This window comes from Pantoea sp. X-Soil-ISGK-421, assembly GCF_059730785.1.
Genome location: NZ_AP035979.1, coordinates 1,316,553 through 1,337,453 on the forward strand (window position 1 = coordinate 1,316,553; position 20,901 = coordinate 1,337,453).

Annotated in this window: 18 protein-coding genes; 11 read left to right on the plus strand and 7 right to left on the minus strand. The window is 59.2% G+C overall.

Going from position 1 to position 20,901, the window contains the following annotated elements; all coding sequences use genetic code 11:
- Nucleotides 1–13 precede the first annotated feature (13 nt).
- From AC6I8K_RS06075 to AC6I8K_RS06095, 5 genes are read left to right on the plus strand one after another with little or no spacing between them, the layout of a single operon-like run.
- Nucleotides 14–778, plus strand: coding sequence for an amino acid ABC transporter ATP-binding protein (locus tag AC6I8K_RS06075; RefSeq protein WP_007887797.1), 765 nt, complete (start codon nt 14–16; stop codon nt 776–778).
- Nucleotides 779–794: 16 nt separating this feature from the next.
- Nucleotides 795–1,616 (plus strand): ABC transporter substrate-binding protein, encoded by an 822-nt coding sequence (locus AC6I8K_RS06080; RefSeq protein WP_483817059.1) that lies wholly within the window; start codon nt 795–797, stop codon nt 1,614–1,616.
- Between the two features lie 12 nt (nt 1,617–1,628).
- Nucleotides 1,629–2,474: a polysaccharide deacetylase family protein gene (locus AC6I8K_RS06085; RefSeq protein WP_497826384.1), complete on the plus strand. Its 846-nt coding sequence runs from the start codon at nt 1,629–1,631 to the stop codon at nt 2,472–2,474.
- Nucleotides 2,467–3,354, plus strand: coding sequence for a polysaccharide deacetylase family protein (locus tag AC6I8K_RS06090; RefSeq protein WP_497826385.1), 888 nt, complete (start codon nt 2,467–2,469; stop codon nt 3,352–3,354). Before AC6I8K_RS06085 ends, AC6I8K_RS06090 begins: the two co-directional genes overlap by 8 nt.
- A complete protein-coding gene (locus tag AC6I8K_RS06095; protein ID WP_497826386.1) occupies nt 3,338–4,699 on the plus strand; it encodes an MmgE/PrpD family protein in 1,362 nt (453 codons plus the stop codon). The genes AC6I8K_RS06090 and AC6I8K_RS06095 overlap by 17 nt, the downstream gene beginning before the upstream one ends.
- A gap of 65 nt (nt 4,700–4,764) precedes the next feature.
- Here AC6I8K_RS06095 and AC6I8K_RS06100 read toward each other — a convergent pair whose 3' ends face one another.
- Nucleotides 4,765–5,850 carry an iron-containing alcohol dehydrogenase family protein gene (locus AC6I8K_RS06100; RefSeq protein WP_483817063.1) on the minus strand — a complete coding sequence of 362 codons (1,086 nt, stop codon included), beginning with the start codon at nt 5,848–5,850 and terminating at the stop codon, nt 4,765–4,767.
- The gene (gene speB, locus AC6I8K_RS06105; RefSeq protein WP_497826387.1) at nt 5,850–6,806 is read right to left on the minus strand and encodes an agmatinase; all 957 of its coding nucleotides are present in this window, start codon (nt 6,804–6,806) and stop codon (nt 5,850–5,852) included. The genes AC6I8K_RS06100 and speB overlap by 1 nt, the downstream gene beginning before the upstream one ends.
- A gap of 124 nt (nt 6,807–6,930) precedes the next feature.
- Here speB and AC6I8K_RS06110 point away from each other — a divergent pair, with 124 nt between their 5' ends.
- The 3 genes from AC6I8K_RS06110 to ybiB are packed head-to-tail and all read left to right on the plus strand — an operon-like array spanning nt 6,931 to nt 11,047.
- A complete protein-coding gene (locus tag AC6I8K_RS06110; RefSeq protein WP_064740668.1) occupies nt 6,931–7,827 on the plus strand; it encodes a LysR family transcriptional regulator in 897 nt (298 codons plus the stop codon).
- Nucleotides 7,828–7,881: 54 nt separating this feature from the next.
- Nucleotides 7,882–10,026 (plus strand): ATP-dependent DNA helicase DinG, encoded by a 2,145-nt coding sequence (gene dinG, locus AC6I8K_RS06115; protein WP_483817066.1) that lies wholly within the window; start codon nt 7,882–7,884, stop codon nt 10,024–10,026.
- A gap of 52 nt (nt 10,027–10,078) precedes the next feature.
- On the plus strand, nt 10,079–11,047 hold the full coding sequence (ybiB, locus tag AC6I8K_RS06120; protein ID WP_483817067.1) for a DNA-binding protein YbiB: 969 nt from the start codon (nt 10,079–10,081) through the stop codon (nt 11,045–11,047).
- A 76-nt stretch (nt 11,048–11,123) separates the two neighbouring features.
- On the opposite strand, the gene AC6I8K_RS06125 is transcribed toward ybiB, so the two are convergent.
- The 3 genes from AC6I8K_RS06125 to hutH form a co-directional block, all read right to left on the minus strand.
- Nucleotides 11,124–12,281, minus strand: coding sequence for a M20 aminoacylase family protein (locus AC6I8K_RS06125; RefSeq protein WP_483817068.1), 1,158 nt, complete (start codon nt 12,279–12,281; stop codon nt 11,124–11,126).
- A 197-nt stretch (nt 12,282–12,478) separates the two neighbouring features.
- Nucleotides 12,479–14,164 (minus strand): urocanate hydratase, encoded by a 1,686-nt coding sequence (gene hutU / locus AC6I8K_RS06130; RefSeq protein ID WP_497826388.1) that lies wholly within the window; start codon nt 14,162–14,164, stop codon nt 12,479–12,481.
- Between the two features lie 10 nt (nt 14,165–14,174).
- On the minus strand, nt 14,175–15,728 hold the full coding sequence (gene hutH / locus AC6I8K_RS06135) for a histidine ammonia-lyase (RefSeq protein WP_483817070.1): 1,554 nt from the start codon (nt 15,726–15,728) through the stop codon (nt 14,175–14,177).
- A 320-nt stretch (nt 15,729–16,048) separates the two neighbouring features.
- On the opposite strand from hutH, the gene hutC reads away from it, so the two are divergent.
- Complete coding sequence (gene hutC / locus AC6I8K_RS06140; RefSeq protein ID WP_497826389.1) at nt 16,049–16,804, plus strand: histidine utilization transcriptional repressor HutC; 756 nt, start codon at nt 16,049–16,051, stop codon at nt 16,802–16,804.
- Here the strand turns inward: hutC and AC6I8K_RS06145 are convergent.
- Together AC6I8K_RS06145 and AC6I8K_RS06150 are read right to left on the minus strand one after the other, a co-directional pair.
- Nucleotides 16,788–17,327 carry a HutD/Ves family protein gene (locus AC6I8K_RS06145; RefSeq protein ID WP_497826390.1) on the minus strand — a complete coding sequence of 180 codons (540 nt, stop codon included), beginning with the start codon at nt 17,325–17,327 and terminating at the stop codon, nt 16,788–16,790. The genes hutC and AC6I8K_RS06145 overlap by 17 nt on opposite strands.
- Entirely contained in the window at nt 17,324–18,679 is a 1,356-nt protein-coding gene (locus tag AC6I8K_RS06150) for a formimidoylglutamate deiminase (RefSeq protein ID WP_497826391.1), read from the minus strand. Before AC6I8K_RS06150 ends, AC6I8K_RS06145 begins: the two co-directional genes overlap by 4 nt.
- An 85-nt stretch (nt 18,680–18,764) precedes the next feature.
- On the opposite strand from AC6I8K_RS06150, the gene hutI reads away from it, so the two are divergent.
- Entirely contained in the window at nt 18,765–19,982 is a 1,218-nt protein-coding gene (hutI, locus tag AC6I8K_RS06155; RefSeq protein ID WP_483817073.1) for an imidazolonepropionase, read from the plus strand.
- Complete coding sequence (gene hutG / locus AC6I8K_RS06160; RefSeq protein WP_497826392.1) at nt 19,979–20,770, plus strand: N-formylglutamate deformylase; 792 nt, start codon at nt 19,979–19,981, stop codon at nt 20,768–20,770. The genes hutI and hutG overlap by 4 nt, the downstream gene beginning before the upstream one ends.
- Nucleotides 20,771–20,901: the final 131 nt, after the last annotated feature.

A 20,901-nucleotide genomic window follows, 5' to 3' on the forward strand; every position in this document is an offset into this window, starting at 1 on the left:
TCAGGAGCCAAACATGAGAAACATCGTGCGCGCCGTTAAGGTGAATAAATATTTCGACCAGTTCCACGCCCTGAAAGATGTCAGCCTGGAAGTGAATTACGGCGAGGTGATGTGCATCCTCGGTCCGTCCGGCTCCGGTAAAAGCACCTTTTTGCGCTGCATTAATCAGCTGGAGAAAGTCGATAAAGGCGGGATTTGGGTCGACAACGAGCTGGCGGGCTATCGCATCGCCGGTAACAAATTGCACGCGTTAAGTGACAAGCAGATAGCGCGTCAGCGTCTGCAAACCGGCATGGTTTTCCAGCGCTTCAACCTGTTTCCACACAAAACTGCGCTGGAGAACATTATCGAAGGGCCGTGCCGCGTGATGCTGCGCCCGAAACGCGAAGCCTGTGAAGAGGCGATGGCGCTGCTGGATCGCGTTGGTATGGCGCACAAAGCGCACGACTATCCGCAGTCGCTCTCCGGCGGCCAGCAGCAGCGCGTGGCAATTGCCCGCGCGCTGGCGATGAAACCCAAACTGATGCTGTTTGATGAACCTACCTCGGCGCTGGATCCGGAGATGGTGGGCGAAGTGCTGGCGGTGATGCGCCAGCTGGCAAAAGAGGGCACCACCATGCTGGTGGTCACCCACGAAATGGGCTTTGCCCGCGAGGTGGCCAATCAGGTGGTGTTTATGGACGAGGGACGCATCATCGAGCAGGGCGCACCGGAAGACATTCTGCTGAACCCGCAAAATCCACGGATGAAAAACTTTATTAACGCGATTCTTCTTTAACGTGACCGGGGTGAATATGAAAAAGCTGTTATTGAGTGCCATCAGTGCCGCCGTGCTGCTGCAATCCTCTGCCTGGGCAGATATCGCCGTGCCTGCCGCCATTAAAGAGAAAGGGCTGACGGTTGCCATCATGCCGAACTATCCGCCGATGGATTTCAAAGATCCGGCGACCAACCAGCTGACCGGCGTGGATTACGATCTCGGCCAGGCGATTGGTGAAAAGTTGGGCGTGAAGATCAACTGGCAGGAGATCGCCTTCGAGCAGATGGTAAATGCGGTGGTGACCAAACGCGTTGATCTGGTGATGTCTGGCATGACTGACACCAAAGAGCGTCAGCAGGTGGTGAATTTTATCGATTACTTTAAAACCGGCCCGCAGTTCTACACCCAATCCGCGCGCAGCGATATCAATAGCGCGATGGATCTGTGCGGCAAGAAAGTCGGCACCAGCCGCCGCACCACCTTCCCGTTAGAGATTGCCAACTGGTCCAAAGCGCATTGTGAAGCCGCCGGTAAGCCCGCGATCATTGTCGTAGGCGCCGAAGGTACCGCTGATGCGCGTACTCAGCTGCGCCAAAATCGTCTCGATGGCGTGGTGCAGGGCAGTGAAACGCTGCCGTACATCATGGATCTGGAAAAAGGCAAATATAAGCCACTCGATAAAGCCTTCTCCTTCCAATACACCGGCATGGCGATTGGCAAAGATGCGGGCGAGCTGACCACGGCGGTGCAGGCCGCTATCGACGCGATGATTGCCGACGGTTCCTACCAGAAAATCCTCAGCAAATGGGGCCTGGCCGACAACGGCGTGACGAAAGCAACGGTCAACCAAGGCTAAAGGAGCACACAGATGCAGCAACCGGGCGCAGTGCGCTGGCCGCAGGGTAAACGCGGCTGTATGGCGCTGGCATTTGACCTCGACGGTCCCACCGGCGATGCCATGCTGAATGGCAGCCTGTGGTCAACGCCAGAGTATTTTACCTTTGGCGCTTACGGGCCGTACCGCGCGCTCGGGCGTCTGCTTGATCTGCTGCGCGCCTTCCAGATCCCCGCCACCTTCTTTGTGCCGGCGTGGGTGGTGGAGCAGTGGCCGCAGCAGTGTCAGGCGATCATCGAACAGGGCCACGAAGTGGCCTATCACGGCTATCGTCACGAATCCTTCTGGGCGATTTCACCGGAAGAACAGCGCGCGGTAATGGCGAAATCCGCTGAGATCTTTAAGCATTATCTCGGCATCACCGCCTGCGGGTTTCGGACGCCGTCGGGCGACTGGCATGCCGAAACGCCGCAGATCCTTCGCGACGCGGGTGTGATTTACTCCAGCAGCATGCGCGGCGACGATCGCCCTTACAGCATTGCGGTGGCGGGCCATACGCCGCTGGTGGAGATCCCCGGCAAATGGGAGATGGACGATTACGCCTCGCTGGCCTATACGCGCCAGCCCGATTTCCCCAAAGGCGGCGACCGCATCGCCAGCTATGCGCATACGCAGGATAACTGGCAGCGCGAGTTCGATGGCGCGATGGATGAAGGTTTGTGCCTCACTACGCTGTTCCACCCGAAAATCTCCGGTCAGCCGGGACGCCTGCTGCTGCTCGAACAGCTGTTTGAACATATGACGGCGCGCGATGACGTGTGGTTTGCGCGCTGCGACGCGGTGGCGCAATGGTATTTGCAGGAGCAACAGCATGACTGACCCTTCACGCTGGCCGCTGGGCTTCCAGTCGGCGGCGATCCTCACCATCGACTTCAACGACATTCACGGCATTCTCACTCAGGCGCCGGCGGTGGCGGGGCGCGATAAAACGCTGTCGGTGTGGCGCTACGGCACCCTGCGCGGCGTCGATCGCTTGCTGGCGCTGCTGGCGGAAAAGCAGCTCAAAGCAACCTGGTGTATGCCAGCGATTGTTGCTGAAGAGCAGCCGGAATTAGTGCGGCGCATGGTGGCGGATGGCCATGAAATTGCCTGTAGCGGCGATAGCCATGAAGATTTCTCGGCGTTGACGCTGGAGCAGCAGATCGCCAGCGTCACGCGCGGTTGCGACAAACTGGCGCACATCACTGGCCGCCCTATTATCGGCTTCCGTACACCCGCCGGGCAGTGGAAACCAGGACTGGCTGAGGCGCTGGTCGCACGCGGCATTCGCTGGTCATCGAGCTGGCGCGGCGATGATTTGCCGTACTTCCATCCCGGCACGCGCTTAGTTGAACTGCCGATGCACTATACGCTGGAAGATGAGCCGTACTTTGCTTTTAACCTCAGCCCGGCGATTCCGCCTGGACAATCGCGCATTGCGCCTTATGCCGAAACGCTGGCTAACCTGACGCAGGATTTCCACGGCTTCCACCGCTTTGGCCTGTGTTATTTGCTGCGCCTGCACCCGGAAATTATCGGCACCGCCGGGCGCATTGGGCTGCTGCGCTCGCTGCTCGATACGCTGCAACAGCACAACGTGTGGATCGCCACCGCTGAGCAGGCGGCGACGCACTGGCAGACGCAGCCGGATAATGAAGTCTCGCATCCGGCCGAAGTCTTTACCCGCATCATTGGAGGTGCGCATGGCGAACACGCTTGATCAACTGGCGGCGTTTATCGCCGATACGCGCTTTGAGCAGCTTCCCGAACCGCTCGTCGAGCAGGCGAAGCGCCATCTGCTCGATACGCTCGGCGCCTCGCTGGCCGGCTGTGACAGCCCGATTTGGCGTGCATGTCTGGCGCTGGTGCAGGCAGAAGGTGGACGCGAACAGGCGCAGGTTTGGGGTAGCGCGCAGCAGGTTAATGCGCGTCAGGCGGCATGGCTGAACGGCGTGGCCGCGCACATGTATGAACTCGACGATACCGGTGGCTGCGATCACTCCGGCGCGGTGGTGATCCCGGCGCTGCTGGCGGCACTGCCGCTGGCGACGCAGCCGGTGGATGGCCAGGCGCTGATCGTCGCGATGGTGATTGGCTATGATGTTGGCCGCCGCGTGTTAGAAGCCTGCGGCGGCTATTCAGCGCACAACGGCGCAGGATGGCACTCCACCGCCAGCTGCGGCGTGTTTGGTGCGGCAGCGGCGGTCTGTTCGCTGCTGCAACTGGATCGCGCGCAGTGTGCTTCCGCGCTGGGGATTGCTGCCAGCTTCAGCGGCGGTTTATGGGGCTTTATCCACGACGGCTCGCACACCAAAAAGCTGCATGCCGCGCGGGCTGCGGAAGGTGGCGTGCAGGCCGCACTGCTGGCACAACGCGGTATCAGCGGGCCTTCCGCCGTGTTTGAGCCACGCTGGGGCGGCTTCCTGCAAACCGTCGCGCCAGAGACGCAGCAGCCGCAGGCGCTGACGGCGGATCTTGGCGAGGTGTGGAAGCTGGCGCGCTGTTCCATCAAGCCCTACGCCTCGTGCCGTGGTACCCATGCGGCGATTGATGCACTGGGGATGTTGCTGCAGCAGCATGCTGTGCGGGTAGAGCAGATTGCGCGCATTGTGGTGGGCGTTAATCCCTTCCTGCTGGAGATGTGCGGCGGGCGCGAGCTGCACAGTCTGGCGGCCGCGCAGATGAGCCTACCTTATGCGCTGGCAGCGCGTGCGCTGTACGGTTCGGCAGAGCTGGCGAGTTATGACGATGCCAAACGCCTGCATCCTGATGTCGAAGCTTTGCTAGCGCGCATTGATCTGGTGATCGATGAGCAGCAAAGCCGCGACGACGAGCCGTGGGTGCGGCTGGAAACCGTGCAGGGCGCGCAGTGGCAGCTGCATGTGCCGGTGCCGTCGGGTGCGCCAACTAATCCGTTAAGCCTTGAGGCGCTGCTGGCGAAGTACCGCAGTTTGGCGCGGCGCGTGCTGCCGCTGCAGCAGGTTGAACGGCTTGAGGCGGTGTGTCTGGAGCTGGATGAAGTGGCGGATGTGCGGGAAATGGTGGCGTTGTTGGCGTTTAGGTAAACACCAGGTCGGCATGAATGCCGACCCTACGGTCATTGTAAGGTCGCCATTTATGGCGACCGCTATCACATTCGTGCCGCCAACCCTTCAACCCGCGCAATCGCCGCCAGCAACCGTGCTTCGGTCACCGTTTCGCCCATATTCGCCATATCCGGCGCGTGTACCGATTCGCGCACAATCAGCGCCAGCTCACGCTCATCCAGCGGCGCAATCGCACTCAGCGTCAGCGGTACGCCACAATCGCGCGCCAGGCGCATCTCATCCAGTATTTCCTCATCTGCGCGGTTCTCCAGCGCCAGCAAACAGAGATTACCGAAGCCGACCAGCAAGCCGTGACCAAACTCGCGAGTTTTATCACAGAAGGTAAAGCCTTCATAAATCGCGTGCGACGCCGCTGCGTGTGCGCCGTTGCTCATCAGCGAAGTCAATCCGGCCCAGGTGAAGATTGCATCCAGCACCTGATCCAGCGCCGCGCTGCTTTCTCCGCGTAATACTGCCGCATACGCTGCCGGACCGTGTTCGGCAATCACCTCATAACAGATTTGGCTGTGCGCCAGTGACGAGAGCGCATTGCCTGCGCGCGCGGGATGACGTGCGCTGACCGCGCGAAACTCGTACCACTTCGCCAACGTATCGCCCAGCCCGGCCGCCAGCCAGCGTGCGGGCGCGTTAGCCAGCAATTCGCTGTCGATAATCACCGCCGCCGGAGCCTGCGGCAGCGGGAAGATATCGAAGAAATTGCCGTTGTCGTCGTAGCGAATGCTGAGCGGCGTCACCGCTGAACAGGTGGCGGCGATGGTTGGCAGCGTCACCACCGGCAAGCCGAGCTGCGCGCCGACCGCTTTCACCGTATCCAGCGACTTACCGCCGCCGACGCCAATCAGCAGCTCGGCGTGCAGTTCGCTGGCCATCGCCGCCAGACGATTGATGTGCGTGATCGAGGTTTCGCCGCCAAACCACGCCTGCGCCAGCAGCGTGACGTTGGCGGTCAGCAGTTGCGCACGCACCTGCGCTTCTACTGCCTGCAACGCCTGATGGCCGCCAATCAGCAGCGCACGCTGGCCCAGTCCGGCACAGATTGCGCCTAATTGATCGATCACGCCGGCACCGCGCAGCACGCGCGCCGGAAACACCAGATTCTGTTGGGTCATCACTTTTTCTCTGTGTAACGGACGCCGGGCAACACGCACAGCATCTCATAAAGGATATTGGCCGCCAGCTGCGAGGTCATGCCGCTGATATCATACGGCGGCGAGACTTCCACCAGATCGCCGCCCACCAGATTGAGTCCACGGCAGCCACGCACGATCTCCAGCCCCTGCATTGAGGTTAAACCGCCCACTTCCGGCGTGCCGGTACCGGGCGCCCACGCGGGATCGAAGCTGTCGATGTCGTAAGAGAGATACACCGGGCCGTCGCCGATACGCGCACGCACCTCGGCCATCAGCGGCGTCATCGAGCGATACCAGCACTGCTCGGCGGGTACCAGATGGAAGCCCTGATCGACGCCCCACTGAAAATCATCGGCGGCGTAACCCTGTGCACGTTGTCCAATCTGCACCACGCGCTGACAATCAAGCAGGCCTTCTTCCACCGCGCGGCGGAAGGTGGTGCCATGGGCGATCTTCTCGCCAAACATCTCATCGTTGGTATCAGTGTGCGCATCAATGTGAATGAGACCTACAGGTCCGTGCTTCTTCGCCAGTGCGCGCAAAATCGGTAGCGTCAGGGTGTGATCGCCGCCGAGCGTTAAGGGAATAATCGGCCAGTTATTCAGCTCGGTATAATAGTTTTCAATGATATCAACCGATTTCAGTAGGCTGTAAGTGTTGATCGGCACATCACCGAGATCGCCGACGCGCAGCGAATCAAACGGCGCCGCACCGGTGGCCATGTTATACGGGCGAATCATGACCGAATCGGCGCGAATGGCGCGCGGGCCATAGCGCGTGCCGCTGCGCTGCGAGGTGCCGATATCCAGCGGAATGCCGACGAACGCCACATCCAAATCGGCCGGGGATTCCACGGCGGGCAGACGCATCATGGTGCCGCGTCCGGCGAAGCGGGGCATCTCATTGCCGCCTTGCGGCTGGGGGAAATCGGTCATCTCGGGCTCCTTCGGTTAAGTGAAGCCCATCATTACCCGGTTGTCTGACGGGAAAAATCCTTGACAGCCGATAATCACTTCAGAGATTACTTAACTTTAGTTAGCAATCACTGAAGGAAAATCGGTGCAGACACTTCCCAACCTTAAACTGCTGCAGGTCTTCGCCAGCGTGGTGGAAAATCAGGGCTATTCGCGCGCGCAGCAGGCGTTGAACATGACCACGCCGGCCATCAGCGCCTACATGAGCGAGCTGGAAAGTCAGCTCGGTTTTATCCTGTGTCAGCGCGGGCGCGGCGGGTTTACGCTTACCAGCAAAGGGGAGCAGTTCTATCGCTACAGCCAGGAGATGCTGGCCACGCTGGCGGGCTGGCAAGAGCAGGTGGAAACGCTAAAAAGCGCGCAGGGCGGTACCTTCTCGCTCGGCGTGGTGGATGCCACCGTCACCGACAGCACGCTGGATCTGCCCGCCGCGATTGCTCGCTTCAACCAGCGTTTTCCGGCGGTGTTCTTTAATCTGAGCGTGCGCGATCCCAATGAGTTACAGCAGCAGCTGCTGGAGGATCGGCTCGATTTGGCGATTGGTCATTTTCCACTGCGCGCCAGCAATTTGGTGACCATTCCGCTGTATGAAGAGCAGCATTGGCTCTATTGCAGCCCTGAACATCCGCTGGCGACCGGCCAACCCGATGTGCGCACCGTGCAGCAAACCGGCATGGTAACGCGCCGCTACTGGAATCAGCAGGAGCTGAACAAGCGCGGCTTCCGTCAGAGCAATGCGTCGGTAGAGAGCATTGAAGCGCAGCTGACGCTGATTCTCTCCGGCCGCTTCATCGGCTATTTGCCCGAACACTACGCGCGCAGCGGGGAACAGCAGGGCACGCTGCGGCGCCTGCTACCGCATCATTTTCACTTCCGTGCGCCGTTCTCTTTTGCTTTCCGCCGGGGCCGCGCGCGGGAAACCTTGATCCGCGCGATGCGTGAAATTCTGAATCCAGCGCGAAAAAATAGCAGCGAAAGCTGACGCTGCGCCAATACTGTGTAAAAATACAGGCCAATTCAGCAAACAGTAACGACAATGGCCCTGACAGCAGCGATAAAAAGCCAGATTGCGCAATGGTATAAGGCGCTGCAGCAGCAGGTTCCTGACTTTATCCCGCGTGCGCCGCAGCGCCAGATGATTGCCGAAGTGGCGAAAAGTCTGGCCGGTGACGAAGGGCGCCATCTGGCAATTGAAGCGCCAACCGGCGTAGGTAAAACCCTCTCTTATTTGATTCCCGGCATTGCGGTGAGCCGCGCCGAGGAAAAACGCCTGGTGATCAGTACCGCCAATGTGGCGTTGCAGGATCAGATCTTCACTAAGGATCTGCCGCTGCTGAAGAAAATTATTCCCGATCTCACTTTTACCGCCGCCTTTGGCCGCGGACGCTATGTCTGTCCACGCAACCTTGCGGCACTGGCCGCGACTGAAGATCAGCAGGGCGATTTGCTGCTCTATCTTGATGACGAAGCGGTCACCGGTTCGAAAGAGGAGCAGAAATTCTGCGCCAAACTGGAGAAGCAGCTCAGCAGCTACCGCTGGGATGGTTTGCGCGATCACACGGATGTCAACATTGAGGACAGCTTGTGGCAACGCCTCTCCACCGACAAAGCCAACTGCCTGGGTCATCACTGCCGCTGGTATCGCGAATGCCCGTTCTTTGTCGCTCGTCGCGAGATTGAGCAAGCGGATGTGGTGGTCGCCAACCATGCGTTAGTGATGGCGGCGATGGAGAATGAATCGGTGCTGCCGCCGGCGAAAAACCTGATGCTGGTGCTGGACGAAGGCCATCATCTGCCGGAAGTGGCGCGCGATGCGCTGGAGATGAGCGCGGAAATCACGCCGGGCTGGAGCAGTTTGCAGCTCGATCTGTTTGTGCGGCTGGTGGAAACCATCATGGCGCAGTTCCGTCCGAAATCACCGCCGCCGCTGACCAATCCGGAACGCCTGAAAGGTCACTGCGACGAAATGCGCGAGCTGCTGCAGACTCTCTGCGATGCCCTTAATCCGCTGCTGCCGGGCCATAATCAGCCGGGCGAGTTCCGCTTTGTACTGGGCGAATTGCCGGAAGAGCTGCTGAGCCTGTGCGCGCGATTGTTCAAGTTGAGTGACGCGCTGCGCGGCTTAAGCGAAGGCCTGCTCAACGAGTTGGGCGATCAAACCGGGAAAGCCGACATCATGCGGCTGCATAAAGCCATCATCCAGCTCAATCGCCACTTCGGCTGGTTTGAATCGATCAGTAAACTGTGGCGGCTGGCGGCGATGGAGAAAGCCTCGAATGCGCCGGTGTCGAAGTGGATTACGCGTGAGATTCGTGAAGGGCAGGCGCATTTGCTGTTCCACTGCGCCGGAATTCGCGTTAGCGATCAGCTGGAAAAAATCCTGTGGCGCAAAATTCCGCATGTGGTGGTGACTTCGGCCACCTTGCGATCGCTGAACAGCTTTAACCGCTTGCAAGAGATGTCCGGCCTGAGCGAAAAAGCCGGCGACCGCTTTGTGGCGCTGGATTCGCCGTTTAATCATATCGATCAGGGCAAGCTGGTCATTCCGCAGATGCAGTATGAGCCGCAGATGGCGCAGGAAGCGGAGCACATCGCAGAGATGGCGCGTTTCTTCCGCCAGCAGATTGCCGAAGAGAAGCACAAAGGTGTGCTGGTGCTGTTTGCCAGTGGCCGGGCTATGCAGCAATTTGTCAGCCACATCCCTGACCTGCGCCTGTCGATGCTGGTACAGGGCGATCAGCCGCGTTCGCGCTTGGTGGCGCTGCATCGTGAACGTGTTGAGGCCGGTAAAATCAGTATTTTGGTCGGGCTGCAATCGTTCGCCGAAGGGCTGGATTTGAAAGGCGATCTGCTGTCGCAGGTGCATATTCACAAAATCGCTTTTCCACCGGTGGACAGTCCGGTAATTTTGACCGAGGGCGAATGGCTTAAAAGCCTGAAACGTTATCCCTTCGAGGTGCAGAGTTTGCCGAGCGCCTCCTTTACCTTGATTCAGCAGGTAGGGCGTTTGATTCGCAGCCACAGCTGCTTTGGCGAAATCGTGATTTACGATCGTCGCTTACTCAATAAAGCTTATGGCAGCCGACTGCTGGCCGCATTACCGGTGTTCCCGATTGAGCAACCGCCTATGCCGGAAGCCAGCAGTGACAAGACGAAAAAACGCCGCAGTAAAAAAACATAACGATCAATTTTGGCAGCCGCATGGCGGCGCGCCCTGGAAGCGGGAATGCCTGATGGAACTGAATAAAATCATTAAAGAGATTGGGCGCGGTAAAAATCACGCGCGCGATATCGATTTCGACACCGCGCAGGCGCTCTATACCGCGATGCTGGCCGGAGACGTGCCGGAACTGGAGTTGGGTGGCGTACTGATTGCGCTGCGTATCAAAGGCGAAGGCGAAGAGGAGATGCGCGGTTTTTATCACGCGATGCAGCAACAGATGATGCAGCTGCAGGCACCCGCTCATCGCCCGATGCCGATTGTCATCCCCAGCTACAACGGCGCGCGTCGTCAGGGTAATCTGACGCCGTTACTGGCGCTGCTGTTGGTGAAACTCGGTTTCCCGGTGCTGCTGCACGGCGTCAGCGACGACCCGACGCGCATCACCACGGAAGCGGTGCTGGCGGCGCTGGAGATCGCGCCGGTAACCTCCGCCGAACAGGCGCAGACCAAGCTGGATAACGGCGAGCTGGCGTTTATCACCATCGATCATCTGTGTGCGCCGATGGCGCAACAGCTGTCGCTGCGCTGGCGCATGGGCGTGCGTAACAGCGCGCATACGCTGGCGAAACTGGCGACGCCATTTGCGGAACGCGCCGCGCTGCGTCTGGCCAGCGTGTCGCATCCGGAATATGTGCCGCGCGTCGGGAAATTCTTCCAGGATATCGATGCGCCGGCGATTCTGCTGAACGGCACGGAAGGTGAGGTGTACGCCAACCCGCAACGCTGCCCGGCCATCAACTACATTCGCGGCGCGGGTGCAGAAGCGGAAGTGTGGGTTGAACGCCAGCCTGAAGTGAGTGTGGAACTGCCGGAAAGCAAAAACGCGCAGGATACCGCCGCGTGGATCAATCAGGTATTAGCCGGGGAACGCGCGGTGCCGCAGGCGCTGCGTTTGCAGCTGGCGTGTTGTTTGGTAGCCACCGGAGAATCTGCCAATCTGGCGGATGCGGAAGCGCGGTTACAGCAGGTAGGGATTTGAAGGTTTCGTAGGGTCGCCATTTATGGCGACCAATCGCGCAATCATTTTGTAGGGGCGCCATTTATGGCGACCATCATCACGCTTTCGCCAGCACGCTCTCCACTAACCGCTGCCAGAAGGTAATGCCGATGGGCAGCAGTTCATCATTGAAATCGTATTTGGCGTTGTGCAGCGGCGCGGACGGCGTGGCACCATCAGCACCCAACCAGAAATAGGCGCCGGGACAAGCTTCCATCATGCAGGCAAAATCTTCCGATGCCATGGATGGGTTCACCTGCCAGTTAACTTGCGCCTCACCGAGCATATCCACGGCAACTGCGCGCACTTGTTCGGCTTGCTCCGCATGGTTGGCGGTGACCGGATAACCGGGATACCAGTGAATCTCGCCGCTGACGCCAAACGGGCGCGGCAAGGTGGTGACAAAATCCTCAATCAGACCGCGCACGCGATTGCGCACGTCGGTCTGCAAACATCGCACGGTGCCGCGCAATACAATCTGTTCAGGGATGACGTTAATCGCTTCACCGCCGTGAATTTGCGTCACGCTCACCACCGCCGAGGCCAGCGGCGACAGGCGACGCGACGGAATGGTTTGCAGCGCCAGAATCAGTTCTGCGGCGACCACCATTGGATCGGCCCCGCTTTCCGGCATCGCCGCATGGCAGCTTTTACCGTGCAGCGTAATTTCAAACGAATCGAGTGACGCCATCATCGCATCCGGATTCACCGCCAGCGTGCCCACCGGCATGCCCGGCCAGTTGTGCATGGCGTAAACCGCATCCATCGGGAAGCGCTGGAACAGACCTTCTTCCACCATCTTGCGTGCGCCACCGAGGTTCTCCTCGGCAGGCTGGAAGATGAAGTGAAGGGTGCCGCTGAAGTTGCGCGTCGCCGCCAACTGACAGGCCGCAGCCAGCAGAATAGCGGTGTGGCCATCGTGGCCACAGGCGTGCATCACACCGGTTTTCTGTGACTTCCACTGTGGATCGCCTTTTTCGGTGATCGGCAGGGCATCCATATCGGCACGCAAACCAATAATCGGACCAGGGCCGTTTTCAAGCGTTCCTATCACGCCGGTGCCGGCTAAGCCGCGAAACACCTGTAGTCCGGCATCCGCCAATACCTGAGCGACCAGCGCGCTGGTCTGCTGCTCCTGGTAACCCAGTTCAGGGTTTTGGTGTAACCGACGACGCCAGTTCAAGGCGTTTTCCAGCAGGACAGCAGGCAGGCTCATAAGGTAAGGCTCTCCATCAGCAGCGTGAGCTGCAAAATAATGTATTTACTGTAGTGGCAAGGGCATGGCGGCGTCTATCGCGGAACGGAATAATTTGGCTATAGGGTATAGCGGAATGGAATAAGCGGATTGGATAAAATAGGTCGCCATGAATGGCGACCCTACGACGATAGTGCGCGGTTTTCGGCGCAGCGGGATTATTTCTGCATTGGCAGATTTAGATCGTGTTGCTGCGCACAGCTTTGCGCTAATTCGTAACCCGCATCCGCATGACGCATCACGCCGGTGGCCGGATCGTTCCACAACACGCGGCTTAAGCGCGCATCAGCCTCTTGGGTACCGTCACACACAATCACCACGCCGGAGTGCTGTGAGAAGCCCATGCCGACGCCGCCGCCATGATGCAGGCTGACCCAGGTCGCGCCACCTGCGGTGTTCAGCAAGGCGTTCAGCAGCGGCCAATCGGATACCGCGTCCGAACCGTCTTTCATCGCTTCGGTTTCACGGTTCGGTGACGCCACGGAACCGCAATCCAGATGGTCGCGACCAATGACGATAGGCGCTTTCAGCTCGCCGTTGCGTACCATCTCGTTGAACGCCAGCGCTGCTTTGTGACGCTCGCCAAGGCCCAGCCAGCAGATACGTGCGGGTAAGCCCTGGAAGGCAATACGCTCTTGCGCCATGTCGAGCCAGCGATGCAGATTCTGATGATCCGGGAACAGCTCTTTCAGCTTGGCATCGGTTTTATAGATATCCTCGGCATCGCCTGATAGCGCCACCCAGCGGAACGGGCCTTTACCTTCACAGAACAGCGGACGAATATAGGCCGGGACAAAGCCAGGGAAATCGAAAGCATTTTTCACGCCTTCATCCAGCGCCACCTGACGGATGTTATTACCGTAATCCACGGTCGGCACGCCCATGTGATGGAAATCCAGCATCGCCTGTACATGCACCGCCATGGAGGCGCGCGCGGCTTTCTCCACCGCTTTCGGGTTGCTGACGCGCTCGGCTTCCCAGCGCGCGACATCCCAACCGACCGGCAGATAACCGTTAATCGGATCGTGTGCTGAGGTTTGGTCAGTAACGATGTCCGGCTTCATGCCACCCGCTTTGGCGCGTTTAACCAGCTCTGGCACGATTTCAGCGGCGTTGCCCAACAGGCCAACAGAAATTGCGCGCTTCTCTTGATTCGCCTGATCAATCAGTTCCAGCGCTTCGTCCAGCGTATACGCTTTGTGATCAACGTAGCGAGTGCGGATACGGAAATCGATACGTGATTCCTGGCACTCAATCGCCAGCACGCTAGCACCGGCCAATACGCCAGCCAGCGGTTGTGCGCCGCCCATGCCGCCCAAACCGGCGGTGAGGATCCAGCGGCCGCGGAGATCGCTGTCGTAATGCTGGCGACCCGCTTCGGCAAAGGTTTCAAACGTGCCTTGCACGATGCCTTGCGCACCGATGTAGATCCACGAACCCGCGGTCATCTGGCCGTACATCATCAGGCCTTTTTTATCCAGCTCGTGGAAGTGATCCCAGTTGGCCCAATGCGGTACCAGATTCGAGTTAGCCAGCAGCACGCGCGGCGCATCGGCATGGGTGCGGAACACGCCCACCGGTTTGCCAGACTGGATCAGCAATGTTTCATCGGGCTGCAGGGCGCGCAGCGAACGCAGGATCTGCTCGAAGCACGCCCAGTTACGCGCGGCTTTACCGATGCCGCCGTACACCACCAGATCTTCCGGGCGCTCTGCTACGTCAGGATCGAGATTGTTCTGGATCATGCGGTAAGCCGCTTCAATCAACCAGTTGGCGCAGTGCAATTCATTACCGCGCGGCGCACGGATTTCACGGGCTACAGCCTGAGTCAAAGTTTCGCTCATTATCGATTCCTTAATTAACAGTCTTACGCTGGCTTGGCAGCAGCGCGGTAAGGGATTCAGGCCATGCGGTTGCGCTGGCCCACAGACGCATGGATTCGATATCCGGCGCCAGTAAACGGTCATGATCGAGGAAGGCTACGTTGTCGCGGATGCGGCTTATCTCTTGCTCCAGCAGCGGTGAGCTCTGCAGCGGACGATGGAAATCAATGCCTTGCGCGGCGGCCATCGCTTCAATGCCGACTACCGCGGCGGTGTTGAAGCACATGCTGCCGAGACGGCGCGCGGCGTAAGTCGCCATCGAGACGTGATCTTCCTGGTTAGCGGAGGTCGGCAGACTGTCAACGCTGCCGGGATGTGCCAGTGATTTGTTTTCAGACGCCAGCGCTGCTGCCGTAACCTGCGCGATCATAAAGCCGGAGTTAACGCCACCATCATTGACGAGGAACGGCGGTAAACCTGAAAGACCGGTATCCAGCAGCAGCGCCATACGACGCTCGGAAATCGCACCGATTTCGGCAATTGTCAGCGCCAGAATATCGGCGGCGAAGGCTACCGGCTCGGCGTGGAAATTACCGCCGGAAATGACGTCGCCGCTGTCACTGAACACCAGTGGGTTATCTGATGCGGCGTTGGCTTCAATCTGCAACACGCGCGCGGCGTGCGTCAGGTTATCAAGGCAGGCGCCCATCACTTGCGGCACGCAGCGAATCGAGTAGGGATCTTGCACCCGGCCACAGTCGGTGTGCGAGCCGAGAATTTCACTACCGGCTAATAAAGAGGAGACGGCAGCGGCTACGTTGATCTGGCCAACCTGACCGCGCGCCTCGTGAATGCGCGCATCGTAAGGTTTCACCGAGCCCTTAATGGCTTCCAGCGACAGCGCACCGGCCATCAGGCCCGCCGCGAATACGTTTTCCGCTTCAAACAGACCGCGCAGCGCCAGCGCATTCGAGACCTGCGTGCCGTTCAGCAGCGCCAGACCCTCTTTGGGTCCCAGCACAATCGGCTGCAGGCCAACGCGCGCTAAGCCTTCGGTTGCGGGGATTAATTCGCCGTCGACGCGGACCTGACCTTCGCCCAGCAGCATCAAGGAAAGATGTGCCAGCGGCGCCAGATCGCCAGACGCGCCGACCGATCCTTTCTCCGGAATGCACGGCATGATGCCAGCGTTGAACAGCGCCAGCAGCGCTTCAATCAGTTCGATGCGCACGCCAGAATGGCCGCGTGCGAGGCTGATAATTTTGGTGGCAACCACCAGACGCGCTACATTGTCCGGCAGCAAATCGCCCAGGCCAACGCTGTGCGACAGCACCAGATTACGCTGCAGTTCTGCCAGCCGCGCGGCAGGGATCTGCGTCTGCGCCAGCTTGCCGAAACCGGTATTAATGCCGTACACCACCTTGCCGGAGGCAACAATGGCATCAACAGTTTCATGGGCGCGAGCGATAGCTGCTCGCGCTTCATCGGCCAAGGTGAGCGTTACCTTGCTTTGATAAATGGCGCGCAAGGTAGCGAGGTTCACTTTACCGGGAACGAGGCAAATTTGCTGAACCGAACCTGACATAGTCTACTCCTGTCTATACAAGTGAGCTGGCAGTTATTGGACGCCGATATTTTGCGATGTGGCTGTCCGATTTGCCGTGAATTTTGTTGAGTGAAACATAAGTGTCTAATCTTGTCTATACAAGTAGCAAGCGCTATGCCAGATTGTTGTTGTTCTGTGAATTACGACGCAATGCGCGTTATGCGGTATAACCGCAGCGTCATTGCACCGGAGTAGGGCGCAAGCTGCACCAATGCTGAGCTGTCTGCACCATTAGATGTATATACATTTACGGACTGAGACAGTAAACTTTGGGCATTATTCTTCAAAAGGAACAGGAAATGGCGGAGCAAACAGCAGTAGCACAGCTGGCTGCGGCGATGGGTGATGAGCCTGCGCCGATTTACCAGCGGGTGAAGCAGGCGATCGTCAGCCAAATCCGCGAAGGTCACTGGAAAGCCAACCAGCGCGTGCCGTCTGAAAGTGAACTGGTGAACGAACTGGGCGTCAGTCGTATGACCATTAACCGCGCGCTGCGTGAACTCACCAGCGAAGGATTTCTGGTGCGCATGCAGGGCGTGGGCACCTTTGTGGCGGAGATGAAGGGCTATACCGCGATGCTGGAAGTCCACAACATCGCCGACGAGATTGCGCAGCGCGGTCATCGACACAGCTGCAAAATTTTATCGATTGGCCAGATGAAAGCCGATCCGGAACAGGCGGCGGTGCTGGGACTCTCCACCGGGCAAACGCTGTTCCACTCGCTGATTGTGCATTACGAAAACGACCTGCCGGTGCAGCTGGAAGATCGCTTAGTGAACCCGCTGATGGCGCCGGATTATCTTATTCAGGATTACCATCAACTGACGCCGTACACTTATTTGATGCGCGTAGCGCCGCTGACGGCAGGTGAGCATATTGTTGAAGCGGTGTTGCCGGATCTGCGCCAGCGTAAGCATCTGGCGCTGGATGAACATGAGCCGTGCCTGCTGATTCGCCGTCAGACGTGGAGCGACAACAAGATTGTGACCTATGCGCGGCTGCTGTATCCGGGTTCACGCTATAAGTTGCTGGGGCGCTTTAGAGGACACGGCTAAGCACCACAAACAGCAATTTGGCATCCGGCGTTTGCGGCTCCAGCTGCATGTTTTCCTCCAGCCACCAGATCCCCTGATCAACCGCCAGCGCTTCCCCGGCTGGCGTGTGCCATTCTCCTGCGATCACCCACGCCACGCCGTTTTCACTGCTGACCACTTCTTGCGCGATGCTTACCGCAGAGCGCCAGCTGTCGCGCCGCGTCATGATATTAAAATCCTGACAGCTGCCGCTGACATGAGCGTTAATCGCCCATTCACCGGGAAACGCCCACGGCTGCAGCGGCGCTAAGCGTTGCTGGGCTTGTTCACTCTGCAGTAAAACGCTGTCGCCGTGCAGCAAAGTGATCACCCGGTCAATGCCGGGAAAGGGCGAAAACGGCCCGTCGGCGGAGATGGTGGCGATGCTGGCGCGCCAGGCAAATTGCGCTTCACCCGGCGGATAGCTGATGATTTCGCGCGTTTCGCCGCCGCCGTTGCGCCAGCGGCTGACTGGAAGCTGCTCATAGACAAAGCGCGTTCTCATTGCAACGCCCTCATCGCCACGGCAAAGCGCGTCGCGGCGTGCTCTTCTGCCGCATGATGGCCTGCACTGATCACCTGTTTGCCCGCCACGAATACGTCACGAATCTGTTCGCGCTGCCCGCCAAACAGCCAGCGGTTTAACAATGAAGCGCTGTTGACGCTGCTGAGGAACGCGTCTTCAGCCAGCACCAGCCAGTCGCCACGTTTGCCAATCGCCAGTTCGCCCGCTGGCAAACCACATGCCTGCGCGCCGCCCTGTGCGGCTTGCTGCCACAGCAGATCGCCCACGGAAGGTTGATGGGGCAAGGTGATACGATTGCGACGACGATCGCGTAATCGCTGGCCGTACTCCAGCCAGCGCAGTTCTTCCAGTGCGCTGAGCGACACGTGGCTGTCGGAACCAATCCCCCAGCGGCCGCCGTGAGCGATATATTCTACCGCCGGGAAAATACCGTCGCCGAGATTCGCCTCGGTGGTTGGACACAAGCCCGCCACCGCGCCGCTTGCTGCCATGCGCTGAATTTCGTCGTCATCAAGATGGGTGGCGTGAATCAGGCACCAACGCTGATCGACTTTAAAACGATTAAGCAGCCAGGCCACCGGACGTTCGCCGCTCCACGCCAGGCTATCGTTCACCTCTTTTTCCTGCTCGGCGACGTGAATATGCACCGGCACCTCCTGCGGGCAGGCGGCTAATACGTCGTGCATCTGCGCTTCATTCACCGCGCGCAGTGAATGGAAGCAGATGCCATGATTAAGCAGCGGCTTCTCCGCGCTCCAGCGCGCCACGCGCTGCTGCTGTTGCAGGTAGGCATCGGTTTGCTGAATGAAGCGGCGCTGGCCGTCGCTGGCCGGCTGCGAACCAAAACCGCTGAAGCTGTAGAGCACCGGCAACAAGGTTTGGCCAATGCCTGCGCGCTCCGCCGCTGCTATCAGTGCGAGCTGCATAGCGTCATCGGCGTAGGGTTTGCCGTGCGGATCGTGATGCAAATAGTGGAATTCCGCCACCTGGCTGTAGCCGCCTTTCAGCATGTCGATGTAGAGATACGTCGCAATATCACCGACCTGCTCGGGCGACAGGCGCTGCACCATGCGATACATCAGATCGCGCCATGTCCAGAAGCTGTCTTGCGGGTCGCCTGCCACTTCGGCCAGTCCCGCCATCGCGCGCTGGAAGGCGTGCGAATGCAGATTAGCCATCGCCGGAATCACCGGCCCGGCAAGACGCGTGGCCGTGCCGGGCTCACTGTTGGGGGTGATCTCGGTGATGTGTCCGGTCGTGTTGGTGGCGATCAGCACGCGCTCATGCCAGCCGTCGGCCAACAGTGCGCGTGGGGCAAAATAGGTTGTCATGGTTGATCCTGCATGGCGGAAAGTTGTATATACATATACATACTTTGATGCGTAGTGTAAATCGCCGAACGTGAAGGGGAGTGGGATGGCAGAAACGAAGCAGATCGACAGCCTGTGGCTGGGGGCCGACATCGTTACGATGCGTGACGGACACTACAATCTGATTGCCGACGGCGCGCTGGCGGTCGATCAGGGGAAACTGATTTGGGTGGGGCCGCGCAGCGAATGCCCGGCGTTTACCGCGCGGGAACAGCACCAATTTTCTGGCGGCATCATCACCCCCGGTTTGGTGGATTGCCATACGCATCTGGTGTTTGGCGGCGATCGCAGCCAGGAGTTTGAGCAGCGTCTCAATGGCGTGAGCTATGCGGAGATTGCGGCGCAGGGCGGCGGCATTCTCTCCACGGTGCGCGCCACGCGTGCGGCAACCCAGCAAGAACTGGTGGCAAGCGCGCGCTGGCGGCTGGATCGTCTGCTGGCGGAAGGCGTCACTTTGGTTGAGATCAAATCCGGTTACGGCCTTGATGAAGCTAGCGAGCTGACCATGCTGCGCGCCATTCGTGAGCTGGCGGAAACGGTGCCCGCCGATGTAAAGGCCACTTGCTTAGCCGCGCACGGTTTTCCACCGGAGTTTAAAGACAACCCGCAAGGCTGGATCGATATCATCTGCCAACGCCTGTTACCGCAGGTGAAAGCCGAAGGATTGGCGGATGCGGTGGATGCGTTCTGCGAGCATTTAGCCTTTTCACCGCAGCAGGTCAGCGCGGTCTTCGATGCCGCTCAAGCCTTAGATTTGCCAGTGAAACTGCACGCCGAGCAGCTTTCGGCGCTGGGCGGCGCGGCGCTGGCGGCGGGTTACGGCGCGCTCTCCGCCGATCATCTGGAATACGCGACGGAAGCGGACGCAAAAGCCATGGCGCAGCACGGCACCGTAGCGGTGTTGCTGCCGGGCGCGTTTTATCTGCTGCGCGAAACGCAACGTCCACCGGTGTCGCTGTTCCGTGAACACGGCGTGCCGATGGCGCTGGCCAGCGATGCCAATCCGGGCACCTCACCGGCGCTTTCGCTGCGTCTGATGCTCAATATGGGCTGTACGCTGTTTGGTTTAACGCCGGAAGAGGCATTAGCGGGCGTGACTTTGTGGGGCGCCAAAGCGCTGGGATTACAGCACTCGCACGGTTCGCTGGAAGCAGGCAAGGTAGCGAATTTTGTTCACTGGCCGCTGGCGCGTCCGGCAGAGCTGGTTTATTGGCTGGGCGGCGAATTGCCGTGCCAGATTATTTATCGTGGAGAAGCGCAATGACACCTTTTCATTTCACCGCCGGTAAGATTCCGCTGCTGGTCAGCATTCCCCACGCCGGCACGCAATTAACGCCGGAAGTGGACGCCGGCTTGAGCAACGCGGCGCGCGGCTTGCCGGATACCGACTGGCATTTACCGCTGCTGTACGATTTTGTACGCGATCTCGGTGCCAGCGTGTTGATTGGTCACTATTCACGTTTTGTCATCGACCTTAACCGTCCAGCGGATAATCAGCCGCTCTATACCACGGCGACCACCGGCTTATATCCCGAAACCTTGTTCGACGGCAGCCCAACCTTTGCAGCGGGTAAAACGCCGAGCGCCGAGGTGCGTCAGGGTTATCTGGACACGATCTGGCAACCGTATCACCAGCAGTTGCAGCAGGAACTGGCGCGGTTGAAAACGCAGCACGGTTACGCGCTGCTGTTTGATGCGCACTCGATCGCCTCGGTGATTCCCCGCCTGTTTGACGGACGTTTACCGGATCTCAACATTGGTACCAATGATGGCGCCAGTTGCTTAACGGCGGTGATCGACGCGATCAAACAGGTGTGTAATGCGCAAAATGATTACAGCTGGATCGCCAACGGACGTTTTAAAGGCGGTTACATCACTCGCGCGTACGGCCAGCCGGAGCAGGGTGTGCAGGCGGTGCAGCTAGAGCTGGCGCAGCTAAATTATATGGACGAAACGCCGCCGTTTGCCTGGCAGCAGGATCGCGCTGCGCAGCTGCAGAAGGTGCTGAAACCGCTGATGCAGGCGTTTATTGAAGCGGGTAAACCGGTTTAAACCCGCTCCCAACATCCGTAGGGTCGCCATTTATGGCGACCGATTTACCCGGTGCGTACATCCAGACGGTCGCCATGAATGGCGACCCTACGTGCACCATAGTGATGCACATCTCGCCTCCTTGTGGTGCG